Source organism: Porticoccus sp. (assembly GCA_023261185.1).
Lineage (GTDB): Bacteria > Pseudomonadota > Gammaproteobacteria > Pseudomonadales > Porticoccaceae > Porticoccus > Porticoccus litoralis.
On sequence record JALRJN010000040.1, the window covers coordinates 1 to 16,080 of the forward strand.

19 protein-coding genes are annotated in these 16,080 nt (G+C 54.8%); 15 read left to right on the forward strand and 4 right to left on the reverse strand.

Annotated elements, in window-relative coordinates; genetic code table 11:
* The 4 genes from ACYZYZ_RS03260 to ruvX form a co-directional block, all read left to right on the forward strand.
* The coding region (locus ACYZYZ_RS03260) for an ATP-grasp domain-containing protein (protein ID WP_461483238.1) at window positions 1-224 on the forward strand (224 nt) is incomplete at its 5' end.
* The gene (locus tag ACYZYZ_RS03265) at window positions 224-1,099 is read left to right on the forward strand and encodes an energy transducer TonB (protein WP_305170439.1); all 876 of its coding nucleotides are present in this window, start codon (window positions 224-226) and stop codon (window positions 1,097-1,099) included. The genes ACYZYZ_RS03260 and ACYZYZ_RS03265, both read left to right, overlap by 1 nt.
* Before the next feature lie 60 nt (window positions 1,100-1,159).
* A complete protein-coding gene (locus ACYZYZ_RS03270) occupies window positions 1,160-1,741 on the forward strand; it encodes a YqgE/AlgH family protein (RefSeq protein ID WP_305170438.1) in 582 nt (193 codons plus the stop codon).
* The gene (gene ruvX, locus ACYZYZ_RS03275) at window positions 1,725-2,195 is read left to right on the forward strand and encodes a Holliday junction resolvase RuvX (protein ID WP_305170437.1); all 471 of its coding nucleotides are present in this window, start codon (window positions 1,725-1,727) and stop codon (window positions 2,193-2,195) included. Before ACYZYZ_RS03270 ends, ruvX begins: the two co-directional genes overlap by 17 nt.
* A 21-nt stretch (window positions 2,196-2,216) precedes the next feature.
* Here ruvX and ACYZYZ_RS03280 read toward each other — a convergent pair whose 3' ends face one another.
* Together ACYZYZ_RS03280 and ACYZYZ_RS03285 are read right to left on the reverse strand one after the other, a co-directional pair.
* On the reverse strand, window positions 2,217-3,359 hold the full coding sequence (locus ACYZYZ_RS03280) for a PilT/PilU family type 4a pilus ATPase (protein ID WP_305170436.1): 1,143 nt from the start codon (window positions 3,357-3,359) through the stop codon (window positions 2,217-2,219).
* 65 nt (window positions 3,360-3,424) lie between these two features.
* Window positions 3,425-4,459 (reverse strand): type IV pilus twitching motility protein PilT, encoded by a 1,035-nt coding sequence (locus tag ACYZYZ_RS03285; protein ID WP_305170435.1) that lies wholly within the window; start codon window positions 4,457-4,459, stop codon window positions 3,425-3,427.
* Window positions 4,460-4,529: 70 nt separating this feature from the next.
* Between ACYZYZ_RS03285 and ACYZYZ_RS03290 the strand changes: the two genes are divergently transcribed.
* From ACYZYZ_RS03290 to ACYZYZ_RS03305, 4 genes are read left to right on the forward strand one after another with little or no spacing between them, the layout of a single operon-like run.
* Window positions 4,530-5,231, forward strand: a complete 702-nt coding sequence (locus tag ACYZYZ_RS03290) for a YggS family pyridoxal phosphate-dependent enzyme (protein WP_305170434.1) — start codon at window positions 4,530-4,532, stop codon at window positions 5,229-5,231.
* A gap of 32 nt (window positions 5,232-5,263) precedes the next feature.
* Complete coding sequence (gene proC / locus ACYZYZ_RS03295; RefSeq protein ID WP_305170550.1) at window positions 5,264-6,091, forward strand: pyrroline-5-carboxylate reductase; 828 nt, start codon at window positions 5,264-5,266, stop codon at window positions 6,089-6,091.
* Between the two features lie 20 nt (window positions 6,092-6,111).
* Window positions 6,112-6,702, forward strand: a complete 591-nt coding sequence (locus ACYZYZ_RS03300) for a YggT family protein (protein WP_305170433.1) — start codon at window positions 6,112-6,114, stop codon at window positions 6,700-6,702.
* Window positions 6,702-6,998: a DUF167 family protein gene (locus ACYZYZ_RS03305; RefSeq protein WP_461483239.1), complete on the forward strand. Its 297-nt coding sequence runs from the start codon at window positions 6,702-6,704 to the stop codon at window positions 6,996-6,998. The genes ACYZYZ_RS03300 and ACYZYZ_RS03305 overlap by 1 nt, the downstream gene beginning before the upstream one ends.
* Window positions 6,999-7,020: 22 nt before the next feature.
* Here ACYZYZ_RS03305 and rph read toward each other — a convergent pair whose 3' ends face one another.
* Window positions 7,021-7,749, reverse strand: coding sequence for a ribonuclease PH (gene rph / locus ACYZYZ_RS03310; protein WP_305170431.1), 729 nt, complete (start codon window positions 7,747-7,749; stop codon window positions 7,021-7,023).
* A gap of 112 nt (window positions 7,750-7,861) precedes the next feature.
* Between rph and ACYZYZ_RS03315 the strand changes: the two genes are divergently transcribed.
* The 5 genes from ACYZYZ_RS03315 to ACYZYZ_RS03335 all read left to right on the forward strand — a co-directional run bounded on the left by ACYZYZ_RS03315 (window position 7,862) and on the right by ACYZYZ_RS03335 (window position 12,528).
* Window positions 7,862-8,725 carry a YicC/YloC family endoribonuclease gene (locus ACYZYZ_RS03315; protein ID WP_305170430.1) on the forward strand — a complete coding sequence of 288 codons (864 nt, stop codon included), beginning with the start codon at window positions 7,862-7,864 and terminating at the stop codon, window positions 8,723-8,725.
* A gap of 252 nt (window positions 8,726-8,977) precedes the next feature.
* Window positions 8,978-9,595, forward strand: a complete 618-nt coding sequence (gene gmk, locus ACYZYZ_RS03320; protein ID WP_305170429.1) for a guanylate kinase — start codon at window positions 8,978-8,980, stop codon at window positions 9,593-9,595.
* Window positions 9,596-9,703: 108 nt separating this feature from the next.
* Window positions 9,704-10,000: a DNA-directed RNA polymerase subunit omega gene (gene rpoZ / locus ACYZYZ_RS03325; protein ID WP_305170428.1), complete on the forward strand. Its 297-nt coding sequence runs from the start codon at window positions 9,704-9,706 to the stop codon at window positions 9,998-10,000.
* Between the two features lie 20 nt (window positions 10,001-10,020).
* Window positions 10,021-12,129: a RelA/SpoT family protein gene (locus tag ACYZYZ_RS03330; protein ID WP_305170427.1), complete on the forward strand. Its 2,109-nt coding sequence runs from the start codon at window positions 10,021-10,023 to the stop codon at window positions 12,127-12,129.
* A gap of 15 nt (window positions 12,130-12,144) precedes the next feature.
* The gene (locus ACYZYZ_RS03335) at window positions 12,145-12,528 is read left to right on the forward strand and encodes a RidA family protein (protein WP_305170426.1); all 384 of its coding nucleotides are present in this window, start codon (window positions 12,145-12,147) and stop codon (window positions 12,526-12,528) included.
* 2 nt (window positions 12,529-12,530) lie between these two features.
* Here ACYZYZ_RS03335 and ACYZYZ_RS03340 read toward each other — a convergent pair whose 3' ends face one another.
* The gene (locus ACYZYZ_RS03340; RefSeq protein WP_461483240.1) at window positions 12,531-13,418 is read right to left on the reverse strand and encodes a sugar nucleotide-binding protein; all 888 of its coding nucleotides are present in this window, start codon (window positions 13,416-13,418) and stop codon (window positions 12,531-12,533) included.
* Window positions 13,419-13,472: 54 nt separating this feature from the next.
* Between ACYZYZ_RS03340 and ACYZYZ_RS03345 the strand changes: the two genes are divergently transcribed.
* Together ACYZYZ_RS03345 and recG are read left to right on the forward strand one after the other, a co-directional pair.
* A complete protein-coding gene (locus ACYZYZ_RS03345) occupies window positions 13,473-14,402 on the forward strand; it encodes a hydrogen peroxide-inducible genes activator (RefSeq protein WP_305170424.1) in 930 nt (309 codons plus the stop codon).
* Window positions 14,399-16,080, forward strand: a 1,682-nt coding sequence (gene recG, locus ACYZYZ_RS03350; protein WP_461483241.1) for an ATP-dependent DNA helicase RecG, incomplete at its 3' end; no start/stop codon positions are given. The genes ACYZYZ_RS03345 and recG, both read left to right, overlap by 4 nt.

Consider the following 16,080-nt stretch of genomic DNA (forward strand, 5'->3'; position numbering starts at 1 on the left):
CCGGTGTGGTTCGCCCCCTCAGCGATCGCGACCGCTGGATTGCCGCTCAGATCGGTCCTGTCCTGAAAGACAAGGGCATCCTGTTTGCCGGACTCGACGTGATTGGTGACTACCTGACAGAAATCAATATCACCAGCCCCACCTGTGCCCGGGAGATCAACCGTGAGCAGGATACCGATATTGGCGGCAAGCTGATGGACGCCATCGCCAAGAGACTTTCCTGATGGCAATCAGCTTTGAACACACACGCAATGAAGACCAGCCAGATCGCATGGGGTTTTCACTGTTTCTCGCCATTGCCATTCATGCACTGTTGATCTTTGGTATCGGCTTCAAGCTCTACCAGCACAATGCCCAGGCGCCGACACTGGAAGTCACTCTTGCCCAGCACCGGGTTGAAGAAAAACCCGAAAAAGCGGACTTTCTGGCACAACACAATCAACAGGGCAGTGGAGACCAGCAGGAAGCACAGGAACTGACCACCGATCGCATTCCGGAACTCGTGGACTCCCAACTTAAAAAGACAGGGGCACAACCTCAGCAGCACCAGCAGCAAGCGAAAACAGGGGCAAACCCTGTCATCAGTACCACGGCAAGCAGCAGCGCTTCATCCAGCGAGCAGGAAGTAAAGGAAACCAGAGAAACGCCGGCGACCCCCTCTCTTCCCCCGGCAGCACAGATGGAATTTGCCAGTCTCAAGGCAAAACTTGACCAGCAGCAGCGACAGTACAGCAAACTCCCCCGGGTACTGCGCGTCACCTCCGCCAGCACCATGGCGGCAGAACATGCGGGCTACCTGCAATACTGGATTGACCGCATCGAAGTGGTTGGAAACAAAAATTACCCGGAAGAAGCCCGTCGCAATGCCATTTACGGTGACCTCAGGCTGGCAGTGACATTGTTGCCCGACGGCTCGGTAGACAGCATTGAGATTCTGCTCAGCTCAGGCCAGAGAGTGCTGGATCTGGCAGCCGTTCGCACGGTAAGGCTCGCCTCACCCTTTGCACCCTTTCCTCCGGAAATGGCGCAATGGGACAAACTGGAGATTATCCGTACCTGGCGCTTTGAGCCGGGTCATCGCCTGAATACCGAGAATTAAACGGCTTGAATTTGCGCTGAAGAGACTTGTAATCCCAACTATCAGGCCCATACTAACCCTATGGAAAACAGTGTTAGTGAGAAAGATTACCAAAGCTTGGCCAATCACTTTCTGGTAGCCATGCCGGGTTTGCATGATCCCAATTTCTCCCACTCTATTATCTACATCTGCGATCACTCGGAAGATGGCGCCATGGGGCTGGTGATCAACAACCCCCTGGAAATTCCCCTGAGTCAGATATTTGAGCAATTTGAACTCACCTATTCCCCCAGAGTCGGAGAGGCGCCCCTGATGTCAGGCGGCCCGGTACAGATCGACCGCGGTTTTGTCCTGCACCGGAAAGTCTTACGGGAGTGGGAAGCTACTTTGCCAATTTCCAATGAGATCTGCCTCACCTCATCACGGGATATCATCACTGATATTGCTGAAGAGCAGGGGCCCGACGACATGCTTGTGACCCTGGGTTATGCCGGATGGGGTCCCGGTCAGCTTGAAGAAGAGCTGGCCAATAATGCCTGGTTAACCGTACCCGGTGATGCCGACATCATTTTCAACGTGCCCTGCGAGCAACGCGCCAACGCCGCTGCCGCCAAAATCGGCATCGACCTCAACCTGTTGAGCTCCAATGCCGGGCACGCCTGATACCACTGACAACCCTACTCGTCCCCGCTGCCTGCTGGCCTTTGATTTTGGTACTGGCCAGATTGGCGTGGCCGTGGGCCAGACCCTGACCAACAGCGCTAACCCCCTCGCCGTATTAAAGGCCCGGGATGGCATACCCAACTGGGAACACATTGAACAGTTACTATCGGAATGGCGGCCCGACCAATTACTGGTGGGCCTACCCCTGAATATGGACGGCACAGAAAGCGACTTCTGCCAGCGCGCACGCAAGTTTGCACGCCGACTGCATGGTCGCTTTGGCCTGCCCGTCAGCATGGTTGATGAACGCCTGTCCACCTTCGCCGCGAAAGGCCAGCTGCAGTCCCAAGGGAAACGTTCAAGCAGCTACAAACAGAACCCGGTGGACGACCTGGCGGCAGTCATCATCCTGCAAGACTGGCTTTCGGACCCCGCTATCGCCACAGCACCCTGACAACAGCCGTGTAGCCAGGGATCAGAAACGGTTGATACGGTCTTCCTGATCTTCCTCCACCTGGAGCTCATCCGCTGCATTAGACAAATAACCCGCATCACTATCCGACTGTAGCTTGATAAGCAGCCTCAGGTCGTTTTTCGAATCTGCGTGCAGCATGGCATCTTCGTAGGTAATCAACCCTTCTTCATAGAGCTTGTACAGGGCCTGGTCGAAAGTCTGCATACCGTGTTCTGTGGAGCGCGTCATCAACTCCTTGAGTTTGTGGACTTCACCTTTGCGGATCATATCCCCCGCCAGCGGGGTGTTGATCAGGATTTCAATGGCTGCCCGACGGCCGCTGCCATCAGCCAGGGGAATCAATTGCTGCGCAACCATCGCTTTCAGGTTGAGTGACAGATCCATCCACAACTGCCCATGGCGCTCGGGCGGGAAGAAGTGCTGGATGCGATCCAGCGCCTGGTTAGCGTTGTTAGCGTGCAGTGTCGCCAGCACCAGGTGACCGGTTTCCGCAAACGTAATAGCGTGCTCCATGGTTTCCGGTGTCCGGATCTCACCAATCAGAATCACATCCGGGGCCTGACGCAAGGTGTTGCGCAGAGCCACTTCAAAGGATTCCGTATCCACACCCACCTCGCGCTGGGTCACGATACAGCCTTCGTGCTGGTGCACAAATTCGATCGGATCCTCAACAGAGATAATGTGGCCGCGACTGGTGCGATTGCGGTGACCGATCATCGCTGCCAGTGAGGTGGACTTACCCGTACCGGTGGCACCCACGAAAATAATGATGCCGCGCTTGGTCATCACCAGCTCATTGAGAATGGGAGGCAGCTGTAACTGTTCTACGGTCGGAATGATAGTTTCAATGCGGCGCAAGACCATGCCGCATTCATTGCGCTGCACAAAGGCACTTACACGGAACCGCCCAACGCCGGGACGACCGATCGCAAAGTTCAGCTCTTTCTTTTCGCGGTACTCTTTGCGCTGCTTCTCATCCATGATGCTTTCGACCACCTGATGCGCCTTTTCAGGCGTCAGCGGTGTTTTACCCACTGGGACGATAACACCGTTGACCTTGATACTGGGCGCAACGCCAGTGGTGATAAACAAGTCGGATGCCTCTTTCTCGACCATTAATTTCAACAGTACATCAAAATCCATTATTTTCTCCCAAACTGCTATTTTTCAGGCCCCGGCCTACTGATTAGCGACAAGCTATCTGCCGATCAGAACTCATCCGGCATCTTCGCTTTTTCTTTAGCCACTTCAGTGGTGATCACTTTCTGGCTAACCAAGCGGTGCAGATTCTGGTCCATGGTCTGCATACCGTGTGATGCCCCCGTCTGAATGGCTGAGTACATCTGCGCCACCTTGTCCTCACGAATCAGGTTACGAATGGCCGGTGTACCGATCATGATTTCGTGGGCGGCAATCCTGCCGCCACCAATTTTTTTCATCAGCGTCTGGGAGATCACTGCCTGCAGCGACTCCGACAACATGGAACGAACCATGGGTTTTTCCGCAGCGGGAAATACGTCGACAATCCGGTCGATGGTTTTTGCCGCCGACGTGGTATGCAGGGTGCCAAATACCAGGTGACCGGTTTCCGCGGCCGTCAGTGCCAAGCGAATGGTTTCCAGGTCACGCATCTCACCCACCAGGATAATATCCGGGTCTTCCCGCAGGGCTGAACGCAACGCCTCACTAAAACCGTGGGTATCACGGTGTACTTCTCGCTGGTTAACGAGGCATTTTTTACTCTCGTGTACGAATTCGATGGGGTCTTCAATGGTCAAGATATGCTGGTAGCGGTTCTCGTTGACGTAATCCACCATGGCCGCCAAGGAGGTTGATTTACCGGAACCGGTAGGGCCGGTGACCAGCACCAGACCACGTGGCAACATGGACAGGCTTCTGAAAACCTGGCCAAAACCCAGGTCCTCCAGGGTAAGCACCCGGGAGGGAATGGTACGGAATACCCCCGCCGCACCGCGGTTCTGGTTGAATGCGTTAACCCGGAAACGCGCAACGCCGGGCACTTCAAATGAAAAGTCTGTTTCCAGAAACTCTTCATAATCGCGACGCTGCTTGTCGTTCATAATGTCGTAGATTAACTGGTGAACTTCCTTGTGCTCCATGGGAGGCAAGTTCACTCTTCGCATATCACCGTCAATCCTGATCATCGGGGGCAACCCGGCAGAGATATGCAAATCCGATGAACCCTGTTTAACGCTGAACGCCAGCAATTCCGTAATATCCATGAGTTATTCCTGTAATTCTGGGTTAACCTACCGCTCTTCCGGGAGCCGCAGGACGGCCTTGAGCAAGCATATGCCTACTATAGCCGACAATCTTCAACATGTTTACCAACAGATTCACGCAGCAGCCAAGCTGGCCTGCAGGAATCCTGAGGGGATTCATTTGCTGGCTGTTAGTAAGGCTCACCCCGCCAGTGCCATCCGCGAATGCTACAAAGCAGGCCAACGTCACTTTGGTGAAAACTACCTGCAGGAAGCCCTCTTGAAGCAGGAGGCTCTGGCAGACCTCACGGACCTGTGCTGGCACTTTATCGGCCCACTACAGACAAATAAAACACGAAAAGTCGCTGAGCAGTTTGACTGGGTTCACAGTATTGACCGCCAACGCATCGCAGAGCGACTGAGTGAACAGCGACCTGCAAACTGCGAACCCCTGAATGTTTGCATTCAGGTCAACCTCCAGGATGAGGACAGCAAATCCGGCGTGGCATTACAGGATGTGGCACCGTTGGCGAAAAGCATTATGGCGCTGCCCAACCTGAAACTGCGAGGCCTGATGGCGATCCCTGTTAAAAGTGATGACTATGCCGTTCAACTGGGCTCCTTTACCCAAGTCGCCAAACTGATGCGCGAGCTGCAAAGCTCCACCCAGCTTGCAACATTGGATACACTTTCCATGGGGATGAGCAATGATCTGCAGGCGGCCATCGCAGCAGGCGCAACCATTGTCAGGGTTGGAACTGGCATATTTGGCCCCCGGCAACCCCAAACCTAACAAGAGAATTTGTGACAGCAATCGACCAAGGAATCATAGTGAGCAAACCCAAACTGACTTTCATCGGTGGCGGCAATATGGCCACCAGCCTGATCGGTGGACTGGTGGACAAAGGCTACCCGGCCAATGCCATCACTGCGACCGACCCTCTCGAGGCGAGCCGCCTGAAACTGGCCCAGAGCTTTGGCATCAACACCAGCGACAACAACCCGCAGGCCTGCGCCGATGCAGATGTGATTTTACTGGCGGTTAAGCCACAGGTGATGAAGAGCGTACTGCAGGGACTGGCCGGTGCACTCAACCATCGCCCTCTGATCATTTCCATTGCTGCGGGCATATCCATGGATTCCCTTGCAGGCTGGCTTGGCGGTGAGCTACCCATTGTTCGCTGTATGCCCAACACCCCCGCCCTAGTGCAAACCGGTGCCAGCGGACTCTATGCCAATAGCCAGGTAAGCGCAGAGCAAAAAGCCCTGGCCGAGCAGATTCTCCAGGCTGTCGGTATTGTCTGCTGGCTGGAAAATGAAGCGGATATCGATGTGGTCACCGCCGTCTCCGGCAGTGGGCCCGCCTATTATTTTCTGGTCATGGAGATTATGCAGCGCATTGGGGAGGAATTGGGTTTGCCTGAGGAAGTTGCCAGACAGCTCACCTTGCAAACCGCACTGGGTGCAGCAAGAATGGCCCTTGAAAGCGATGTAGACAGTGCCGAACTGAGACGCCGTGTCACTTCGCCCGGCGGCACCACCCAGCGCGCCATTGAAACCTTTGAGTCAGGCGACCTGGAAGCACTGTTCCGCAAAGCCATGAATGGTGCAGCAGAGCGAGCCAGAGAAATGGCCAGCGAACTGGCAGATTAAACCAGAAGACAGGACAAAACATGAGTACGACTTTCGCCCAGGCGGGAACATTTCTAATCCAGTCACTAGGTAGCTTTTATCTGGCAGTGGTCATGTTGCGATTTCTGTTACAACTGGCCAGGGCCGATTTTTACAACCCCATCTCCCAATTCCTGATCAAGGCCACGCACTTGCCCAGCAAACCTTTGCGCAAGGTGTTTCCCAGTTACCGCAATTTTGATCTCGCCAGTCTGGTGCTGGCATTGCTGAGTCAGCTACTGGCCATTGAAATCACTGCACTGGTCAACGGCTTTGATATGGTCAACATACTGTACGCGCTGTCCTGGGGCACGATCGGCATGCTATCCCTGATGCTGAACCTTTATCTGTATGGCCTGCTGATTATCATTATTGTCAGTTGGGTCGCACCCCAGAGCCAGCACCCTGCATTGATTCTGCTGAATCAGCTGATACGTCCGGCGATGGAGCCATTCCAGAGAATCATCCCGCCAATGGGGGGCATCGACCTGTCACCCATCTTCATGTTCCTGGTGATCAATATGCTACAGATTTTTCTCAACGGCATCGCCGGCAGCCTGCACACACCGGCAGGCCTGGTTCCCGGCTTCTGATGCCAGATCACTACCAGTGGCAGGGGAAGACGCTGCTGCTGCACTGCCAGCTACAGCCTCGAGCGGCAAACGATGAGATTGTTGGCATTCAGGGCGACAGGTTGAAAATTCGTATCACCGCTCCGCCCGTGGATGGCAAGGCTAACCAACATCTGGTTGCGCTGATGGCCAAATGGTTCGGCGTTGCTAAAAGCCGGGTATCGATCGTGCGGGTGGAAAGCGGCAGGCAAAAAACATTGACCATCGACGCTCCGCAGAAGATTCCCCGCGAAGCAGCCGTAGGGGATGCTAATTAACTGCCAGCCCTGCAACCAGTAACTAACTTGGCGTCTGGGCCAACGCCATTTTCTGCACTTTGACCAGGTCGGCAATACCGCGTTTGGCCAGAGCCAGCATCTGCTGAAATTCTTCTTCAGAGAAGGGAGCTTCCTCGGCAGTTCCCTGTACCTCAATAAAGCCACCCGCGCTGTTCATCACCACATTCATATCGGTTTCAGCATTCGAGTCTTCAGCGTAATCCAGATCGAGTACTGGCACGCCCTTGAAGATCCCCACGGATACCGACGCCACCATGTTGGTGATGGGACTTTGCTTGATGGCACCGGTTTCTACCAGGTGCTGCACAGCATCTGCCAGCGCCACACAGCCACCGGTAATCGATGCGGTGCGCGTGCCACCGTCAGCCTGTATGACATCGCAATCCACAGTGATGGTATTTTCTCCCAGCGCTGCCAGGTCTACGGCCGCCCGCAGGGAGCGTCCGATCAAGCGCTGGATTTCCAGAGTTCTGCCACCCTGCTTGCCGCGGGACGCTTCACGGGCCATACGCTCGCCCGTGGAACGGGGCAACATGCCGTACTCGGCTGTCACCCAGCCCTGCCCTTTTCCACGCAAAAAGCGCGGAACAGAGTTTTCCACACTGGCGGTACAAATCACTTTGGTTTCACCAAACTCGACTAACACAGAACCCTCTGCGTGTTTGGTGTAGTTGCGGGTTAACTTCACGGCGCGAAGCTGCTCGGGTCGGCGGCCACTGGGACGGGACATGGTAATTTCCTATTAACCAGATAAATAGAGGCTGCGTATTCTACCGGAATTAATGGCACTGCGGAGCTGCGTGTTAATATGGCCCCCTCATTTCAATACCATGGAGTTCATAGTGCCCAGCAGCATGACCGCTTTTGCTCGCCAAACCATCGAGGCCCCCTGGGGTACCGCTTCCTGGGAACTGCGTTCCGTGAATCATCGCTATCTGGAACCCGGTTTCCGCATGCCGGAAACCGTCAGAGATATTGAAATGCCGTTGCGGGAAATGGCTCGTAAATACCTGCAACGGGGCAAGGTGGACTGCACCCTTCATTTGCATATTGCCCAGGAGTCCGGGGATATTGCTGTGAACCAGTCACTGGCCCGCCAATACATCGACGCCAGCCAACAACTCGCAGGCATGATGGCTACTCCAGCCCCTATCTCACCACTGGATATTCTGCGCTGGCCCGGTGTGTTGAAAGAACCGGAAATTAACCGCGACGAACTCAACAAGACCTTGCTGGAGCTGTTTGAACAGGCGTTGATTCAATTGCTGGAAGGCCGCCAGCGCGAGGGCGAAAAACTCGGGCAGTTAATCGAGCAACGTTTGGATGCCATTGCTGTGCAAGTGCAATCTGTCCGCAACAACCTGCCGGAACTGTTAAAAGCTCAGCGCCATAAAATTCTTGCACGACTGGAGGAACTGCAGGTTAGCCTGGATCATGACCGCCTCGAACAGGAACTGGTGTTAATGGCACAAAAAGCTGACGTGGACGAAGAGCTTGACCGGCTCGATACACACCTCAGCGAAATTCGCCGTGTGCTGAAACGCAAAGAACCCATTGGCCGCAGGCTCGACTTCCTGATGCAGGAGCTGAACCGGGAGGCCAACACGCTCTCGTCAAAATCCATCGCCACCGATACCACCAACTCGGCTGTCGAACTGAAAGTTCTGATCGAGCAGATGCGTGAGCAGATCCAAAACATAGAATAAAATTCATTCCGGTTAACCGGAGCTAACAGGCTGTTGAACTTCTTTTTAACGATGCAAATGCCCGCAGATGTTTTTCATCAGCCCACCACCCCAGAGAGGCTATCGCGTGCCATTTAACCTGTAGGCAGGGTTCCGGAAATGATTAAAATACCGGGATGAGTAATGCAGCTGGCAGGGAGTTACGTTATGGTAGACATCCTGATAGGAGCCTTCGGCAACCGAGTGATCAACCACGAGTAAGCAGCACACCCCATGTCAATCCGAGGTACGCTTTACACTGTCTCCGCGCCATCCGGTGCGGGGAAAACCAGTCTGGTCAACGCCCTGCTGCAACAGTGTGCCGACCTTACCGTTTCCATTTCCCACACTACCCGCCCCATGCGCCCCGGCGAAGTGAATGGCATCAACTATCACTTTGTCGATGAGTCTGAATTCACCGCCATGCTGGAGCAGAAGGCGTTTCTCGAACACGCCCGCGTCTTCAACAATTATTACGGAACATCCAGGGACTGGGTCGAACAGACACTCGCCAGCGGACAGGATGTGATCCTGGAAATTGACTGGCAGGGTGCTAAACAAATTCGCGGGCTTGTGCCTGAGTGCGTCAGTATTTTCATTCTGCCGCCATCACTTGAGATACTGGAACAGCGACTCACCGGTCGCGGGCAGGATGATCCCTCGGTGATACAGCACCGGCTTGCAGAAGCACAACTGGAAATGTCCCATTATGTCGAAGCGGACTATCTAGTCATCAATGATGAATTTGATATTGCGCTATCAGAGCTGCAGGCCATCGTGACATCCAACCGCCTGCGGCAGGAAAATCAACGCCAGCGCAACGCGAATTTACTCCGCGATTTGTTGTCCTGATTAGCGCAATTTTGTAAACTCTTTGGTCCCGCGGCTCGCCGCGGGATTTTGTCTCTGGCGGTTGCAGGCAACTGCGCCGTACTAAACACGTTAACAACGGAATTAACTATGGCCCGTATTACTGTTGAAGATTGCCTCGACCATGTCGACAATCGCTTTGAGCTCGTTATGGTCAGCTCAAAACGCGCCCGTCAACTGGCGGTGGGCGGCAAAGAGCCTCACCTGCCCTGGGAAAATGACAAGCCGACGGTGATGGCTTTGCGCGAAATCGAAAGCGGTTTTGTGAATGCAAGCATCCTTGACGAGAAAGAAGAGCCCGAAACCTCTCTGTTAATGGAATCTGCAGAAGTAGAAGAAGAGGGCACCACCCCTCCCGAACAGCCTGCGGCCCCAGAGGCTGAGTAATCCGTGCAACGGGGGAAAACTTGCAAGCCAAAACTCTTGATGTTCTGAGCGAAAAGCTTTCCTCCTACCTCGAACCCGCCCAAGTCCAGGAAATTCTCAACGCTTACCAGTTCGCGGCCCAATGTCATGAGGGCCAGACGCGCCAGAGTGGTGAGCCCTACATCACCCACCCGGTAGCAGTTGCCATCATTCTCGCCAACATGCATCTCGATGCCGAGAGCCTGATGGCTGCCATGCTGCACGACGTGATTGAGGACACCCACGTCAGCAAAGAGGATGTGGCGGAACGGTTTGGCCCCACGGTGGCGGAACTGGTTGACGGTGTCAGCAAACTGACAGAGATCGAATTTGCCTCCAAGGCAGAACAACAGGCGGAAAACTTTCAGAAAATGACCCTGGCCATGGCCAAGGACATTCGCGTCATGCTCGTCAAGCTGGCAGACCGCCTGCACAACATGCGCACCCTGAAGGTACTGAGTGCCGCCAAACGACGTCGAATCGCCCGCGAAACCCTGGAAATCTACGCGCCCATTGCCCAGCGCCTGGGGATAAACGATATCCGTATCGAATTTGAAGACCTGGGCTTTGCCACCATGCACCCGATGCGCTACCAGCGCATGCGACAGGCTCTCAAGGCTGCACGAGGCCACCGCAAGGAAATCGTCGAAGACATTAAAAGCAGTATTGAGATTCGGCTTGCCAAAGAACTGATCAGCGCTGAAGTCACCGGCCGCGAAAAGCACCTCTGGAGTATCTACCAGAAGATGAAGAGCAAGCGGAAGTCATTCCGCGACATCATGGATGTGTTTGCCTTCCGTATTGTGGTGGAGTCCGTAGACGACTGTTACCGCACACTGGGCGTCATCCATAATTTATTCAAACCGGTTCCCGGAGAATTCAAGGACTACATTGCTATCCCCAAGGTGAACGGCTATCAGTCGTTACACACCGTGTTGCTGGGTATGCACGGCGTCCCCATTGAGGTGCAGATTCGTACCCGTGATATGGATGCCATGGCCAATTTCGGCATTGCCGCCCACTGGCTCTATAAATCCCGTGAGGATGGCAATCCTCGCGCCAACCGCTGGGTACAGGGGCTGCTGGAAATTCAGCAGAAGGCAGGTAATTCTCTGGAGTTTATCGAACACGTCAAGACAGACCTGTTCCCCGACGAAGTTTACGTATTTACCCCCAAGGGACAGATTGTCTCCCTGCCCTCCGGCGCCACACCCGTGGACTTTGCCTATGCGGTTCACACCGATGTCGGCAACAGTTGTGTCGCCAGCAAGATCAATGGTCAGCTGACTTCACTGTCGGAACCCCTGCAGAGTGGCAGCAAGGTATCCATCATCACTGCCAGAGATGCACAACCGAACCCTTCCTGGCTAAACTTTGTGGTCACTGCCAAAGCCCGCAGCGCCATCCGCCATTTCCTGAAACATCAGCAGCACGAGGAATCGGTCGAACTTGGCAAGCGACTGCTGGACCGTGCGCTGGACAATTTCGGCACCAGTTACCAGAGCATTCGCAAATCATGGATCAAGCGTCTTCTCACAGAAACTGGCGCCCACTCCTTTGAGGAAGTGCTGGAACAAATTGGCCTCGGCAACCGACTTGCCTACGCAGTCGCCAACCTGATGGCACCGCCGTCGCTACGCAAGGAAGTGACACCGGAAGAGTTTGATTCTCCCATCATGATCGACACCAGTGACGGGCTGGTGATTAATTATGCTCGCTGCTGCCACCCTATCCCCGGTGACCCCATCATGGGCCATCTCAGTCCAGGTCGTGGGCTGGTGGTGCATAGAGACTCCTGTAAGAATCTCAATGAAATTCGCACCAATGTTGAAAAGTGCATCATCCTCAACTGGTCACCCAATGTCCGAGGTGAATTTCCCGTCGAGTTCAAAGTTGAGCTGGTCGCAGAGCGGGGCATTATTGCCACCCTCGCTTCCCGCATTTCCGAAAGTGAGGCAACTATCCAGCAAATCAGTGTTAAAGAGCGCGACGCCCATTCCAACATTGTCGACCTGGTCATCGATGTAAAAAATCGTGTGCACCTGGCCAATGTCATGCGGCGTATCCGCGGCCTGAAACAAGTACAACGCGTGTATCGCACCAAAAATTAATATCGAGGAATTTCCATGCTAAACAAGGCTGTCATCAACACAGACAACGCACCTGCTGCCATCGGCACCTATTCACAGGCGATCAAGGTTAACAATACCGTTTACCTCTCTGGCCAGATCCCCCTGGACCCTGAAAGCATGACCGTCGTCGAAGGTGGCATTGCCGCGGAAATTGAGCAGGTATTCAAAAACCTCACAGCAGTGTGCGAGGAAGCTGGCGGAGCCCTGAAAGACATCGTTAAACTCAACATTTTTCTCACCGATCTCAGCAATTTCGCCACCGTCAACGAAATCATGGCGCGCTATTTTGCCGAGCCGTACCCTGCCCGTGCCGCTATCGGCGTCAAGGAATTACCCAAAGGTGTAGGTGTGGAAATGGATGGCATTATGGTGATCTGAGACTATTCACCATCTGTAGGAGATAACAGCTCCCGATAACCCTCCCGGAATGTGGGGTAGCGAAACACAAATCCGCTATCCCTCAGGCGCTGGTTGTTACAGCGCCGGTTGCCACCACGTACCACGAGCGATGTTTTCTCCGCCGCTGGTGACAATCCATCCACCCCCATTTCCCGAGCCAGCCAAACATGCACCTCATGTATAGCAATAGGCTCGTTATCCGTGGCCAGATACAACGGCTCAATGTTCTCGCCATGTTTATACTTGCCTAACAGGTGCACCAGCACCCCCGCAGCATCATCGGCATGGATACGATTACTCCACTGTACGGGCTGTGGCGGGGCCAGACGGCCTTCCCTCACCTGCTGCAGCAATCGACCACGACCAGGCCCGTAAATACCGGAAAACCTCACAATACAACTGGTAATAGGCAACGCCTGAATGATGTCCTCCGCTTCTAGCAGACGCTTTCCCCGGTAGCTGACAGGCCGGGTAGCACTCTCTTCATCGACCCACTCTCCCTGATCCTGCCCGTAGACACCACTACTTGAAATCCAAACCACCAGACCCGGAGGGTGTACGGCATGCTGAACAGCCAGTGACAGCGACCGGGCCCCTGCCACATAACTGTCGCGATACCCTTCATCGCTCATGGCCAGAGGTGTCAGGGTGACGACCACCGCATCAAACCTGTGCTCATCCAGCAATGTCGTCAGGCTCTCACTGTCGCAAATATCCACAGAGCTACGAGACAGGCTTTCAGGCAACCGATTGATCTGCCGTCGCGCCCCATGGCAGACAAAGCCTGCTCCCTGTTGACGGTTTTTTTCCTGCAACTGGTCTATGGCGCGCAACCCAATATCGCCACAACCCAAGAACAATACTTTCAATTAACTTTACCTTTTTGATTTGTTTTAGCTATTATTTGGTCAGGAGGTAATACCATGACGCTCACCGAACTTCGCTATATTGTGACATTGGCACAGCAGCAACATTTTGGCCAGGCTGCTGAGCTTTGCCATGTCAGCCAGCCAACTCTCAGCATTGCTGTCAAAAAACTAGAGCAGGAGCTGGGGGTAGAGCTATTTGAACGCTCCAAGAACAGCGTGCGCCCCACGCCCATTGGTGAACAGGTCGTGGCGCAGGCACAGCGGGTTCTGGAAGAAAGCGCCTCCATCCGCGATATCGCTTCCGCGGGCAAGGATCAGCTCAAGACCCCCTTACATGTCGGAGCCATCTTCACCATTGGCCCCTACCTGTTTCCCAGTTTTATTCCAGCACTACGGCAATCCGTACCCCAGATGCCGCTGGTTGTCGAGGAAGGTTTCACCGCCACGCTGCGCCAAAGGCTACGCAAGGGTGAACTTGATGTCATCCTCGTAGCACTGCCTTTTACAGAGCCCGACGTGGTTACTCAGCCTCTTTATACTGAGCCCTTTGTGGTTCTGGTACCCACCGATCACCGATTGGCGAAAAAGGACTTTATCAAACCCTCAGACCTGGATAATGAAAATGTTCTGCTGCTCGGTGAGGGCCACTGTTTTGGCGACCAGGTGCGGGAAGCCCTGCCCAACCTCAACCAGCACCTGGATGAGAGCCAACAGCAAATACGCACCCACAGTGAAGGCAGCTCCCTGGAAACCCTACGCCACATGGTGGCCAGCCACCTCGGCATCACCATTTTGCCTCTATCCGCAGCGATTGGTGCAGGATACAAGGAAGGTTTGCTGGTCACACGGGAGTTTGTAGCTCCATCTCCCTGCCGCACAGTAGCTTTGGCCTGGCGGGCCAGTTTTCCACGCCACAAAGCCATTGATGCACTGCGAGATGCCATCAAGCAAAACTCCCTGCCGAGCTGTACCACCTGCGCATGACAGAAAACAGTCTTGCCACCATGCCCGTCACCACACTGCGGGGTGTCGGTACCCAATTGGCCAGCAAGCTAGCCCGGCTTGGCATTGCAACTGTTCAGGACTTGCTGTTTCACCTGCCCCTTCGCTACATGGACCGCACCCGCATCACCCCCATCGGCGCCCTGCAACCCAACTCCGATGTCGTGATAGAAGGGCAGTTGCGTGGTTGCGATGTAGTCCAGGGGCGACGCCGTAGCCTGATGTGTCGCCTGCAGGATCACACCGGCACAGTCACATTACGTTTTTTCCATTTTTCCAATGCCCAACGGGAAAATCTTACCCGGGGCGGACACCTGCGCTGTTTTGGTGATGTCCGGCGTGGCAGATCCGGTCTTGAGCTGTACCACCCCGAGTACCAGTTTCTCGACCAGCACCAGCCGCCACCCCTGCAACCGTATCTCACTGCTGTCTATCCCGCTGTTGAAGGCATTAGCCAGGCAAGATTAAGAACTGTTATTGAACAAGCACTACTGCTTGTAAGTGAAGACTCACTTCAGGAGCTGCTGCCAGACAGTAGTGAGCTTTCTCTGCTTGAGTCACTACAGTTTATTCACAAGCCCCCTGCCACGGCACCCATGGATCAGCTGCTGACCGGTAGCCACCCGGCACAACAACGGCTGGCCCTGGAAGAACTACTGGCCCACCAGTTGAGCCTGGTGCAATTGCGACAACAGATCCAGCGCCACCCGGCACCCAGCCTAGGTGCCGGCCAAGCACTGCAACAACAGTTTCTGACCTCACTGCCATTTGCTTTGACCGCCGCACAGCTCAGGGTGGCGGCAGACATCATGGCTGACCTGGCCAAACCACATCCCATGCTGCGCCTGGTGCAGGGTGATGTAGGCTCCGGCAAAACCGTGGTGGCGGCTCTGGCTGCACTACAGGCCGTAGCTAGCGGCTACCAGGCAGCAATCATGGCGCCCACGGAAATTCTTGCCGAGCAGCATCGCACTAATTTTCAGTCCTGGCTGGAGCCTTTAGGGATAGAGGTGTCCTTGCTGACTGGCAAGGTCAAAGGCAAAGCCCGCGAAAGGCAACTGCAAATGATTGGTGACGGCAGTGCACGCGTTGTCATTGGCACTCACGCCCTGTTCCAGGAGGGTGTTGTTTTCTTCCGGCTGGGCCTGACCATCGTAGATGAGCAACATCGCTTTGGGGTTCACCAACGACTGGCACTTCGCGAAAAGGGTAAGGGCGATGTGCTGCCCCACCAGCTGATCATGACCGCCACTCCCATTCCCCGAACTCTGGCAATGAGTGCCTATGCGGACCTGGACTGCTCCACTATTGATGAGCTGCCCCCAGGACGCACCCCGGTCAACACCGTGGTGTTGGCGAAGAATCGCCGTCCGGAAATCATCGACCACATCCGCAGCGCCTGCGCCAACGGACGACAGGCCTACTGGGTCTGCACCCTGATTGAGGAATCCGATGTACTGGAGGCTCAGGCGGCGGAAGCCACCGCGGACGAGCTGCATTTGCTGTTACCGGAACTGCAAATTGGCCTGGTTCACGGCCGCCAGAAACCCGCAGAAAAAGCAGCAACCATGGAACGCTTCAAGCAGGGAATTATCCAGCTGCTGGTTGCTACCACGGTGATCGAAGTCGGTGTCGATGTGCCCAACGCCAGCCTGATGAT

Bases quoted from the DNA above. Each gene is read 5' to 3' on its own strand.
- ACYZYZ_RS03265 (WP_305170439.1), top strand. From the start codon at position 224: ATGGCAATCAGCTTTGAACACACACGCAATGAAGACCAGCCAGATCGC.
- ACYZYZ_RS03270 (WP_305170438.1), top strand. From the start codon at position 1,160: ATGGAAAACAGTGTTAGTGAGAAAGATTACCAAAGCTTGGCCAATCAC.
- ruvX (WP_305170437.1), top strand. From the start codon at position 1,725: ATGCCGGGCACGCCTGATACCACTGACAACCCTACTCGTCCCCGCTGC.
- ACYZYZ_RS03280 (WP_305170436.1), bottom strand. From the start codon at position 3,359: ATGGATTTTGATGTACTGTTGAAATTAATGGTCGAGAAAGAGGCATCC.
- ACYZYZ_RS03285 (WP_305170435.1), bottom strand. From the start codon at position 4,459: ATGGATATTACGGAATTGCTGGCGTTCAGCGTTAAACAGGGTTCATCG.
- ACYZYZ_RS03290 (WP_305170434.1), top strand. From the start codon at position 4,530: ATGCCTACTATAGCCGACAATCTTCAACATGTTTACCAACAGATTCAC.
- ACYZYZ_RS03300 (WP_305170433.1), top strand. From the start codon at position 6,112: ATGAGTACGACTTTCGCCCAGGCGGGAACATTTCTAATCCAGTCACTA.
- ACYZYZ_RS03305 (WP_461483239.1), top strand. From the start codon at position 6,702: ATGCCAGATCACTACCAGTGGCAGGGGAAGACGCTGCTGCTGCACTGC.
- rph (WP_305170431.1), bottom strand. From the start codon at position 7,749: ATGTCCCGTCCCAGTGGCCGCCGACCCGAGCAGCTTCGCGCCGTGAAG.
- gmk (WP_305170429.1), top strand. From the start codon at position 8,978: ATGTCAATCCGAGGTACGCTTTACACTGTCTCCGCGCCATCCGGTGCG.
- rpoZ (WP_305170428.1), top strand. From the start codon at position 9,704: ATGGCCCGTATTACTGTTGAAGATTGCCTCGACCATGTCGACAATCGC.
- ACYZYZ_RS03335 (WP_305170426.1), top strand. From the start codon at position 12,145: ATGCTAAACAAGGCTGTCATCAACACAGACAACGCACCTGCTGCCATC.
- ACYZYZ_RS03345 (WP_305170424.1), top strand. From the start codon at position 13,473: ATGACGCTCACCGAACTTCGCTATATTGTGACATTGGCACAGCAGCAA.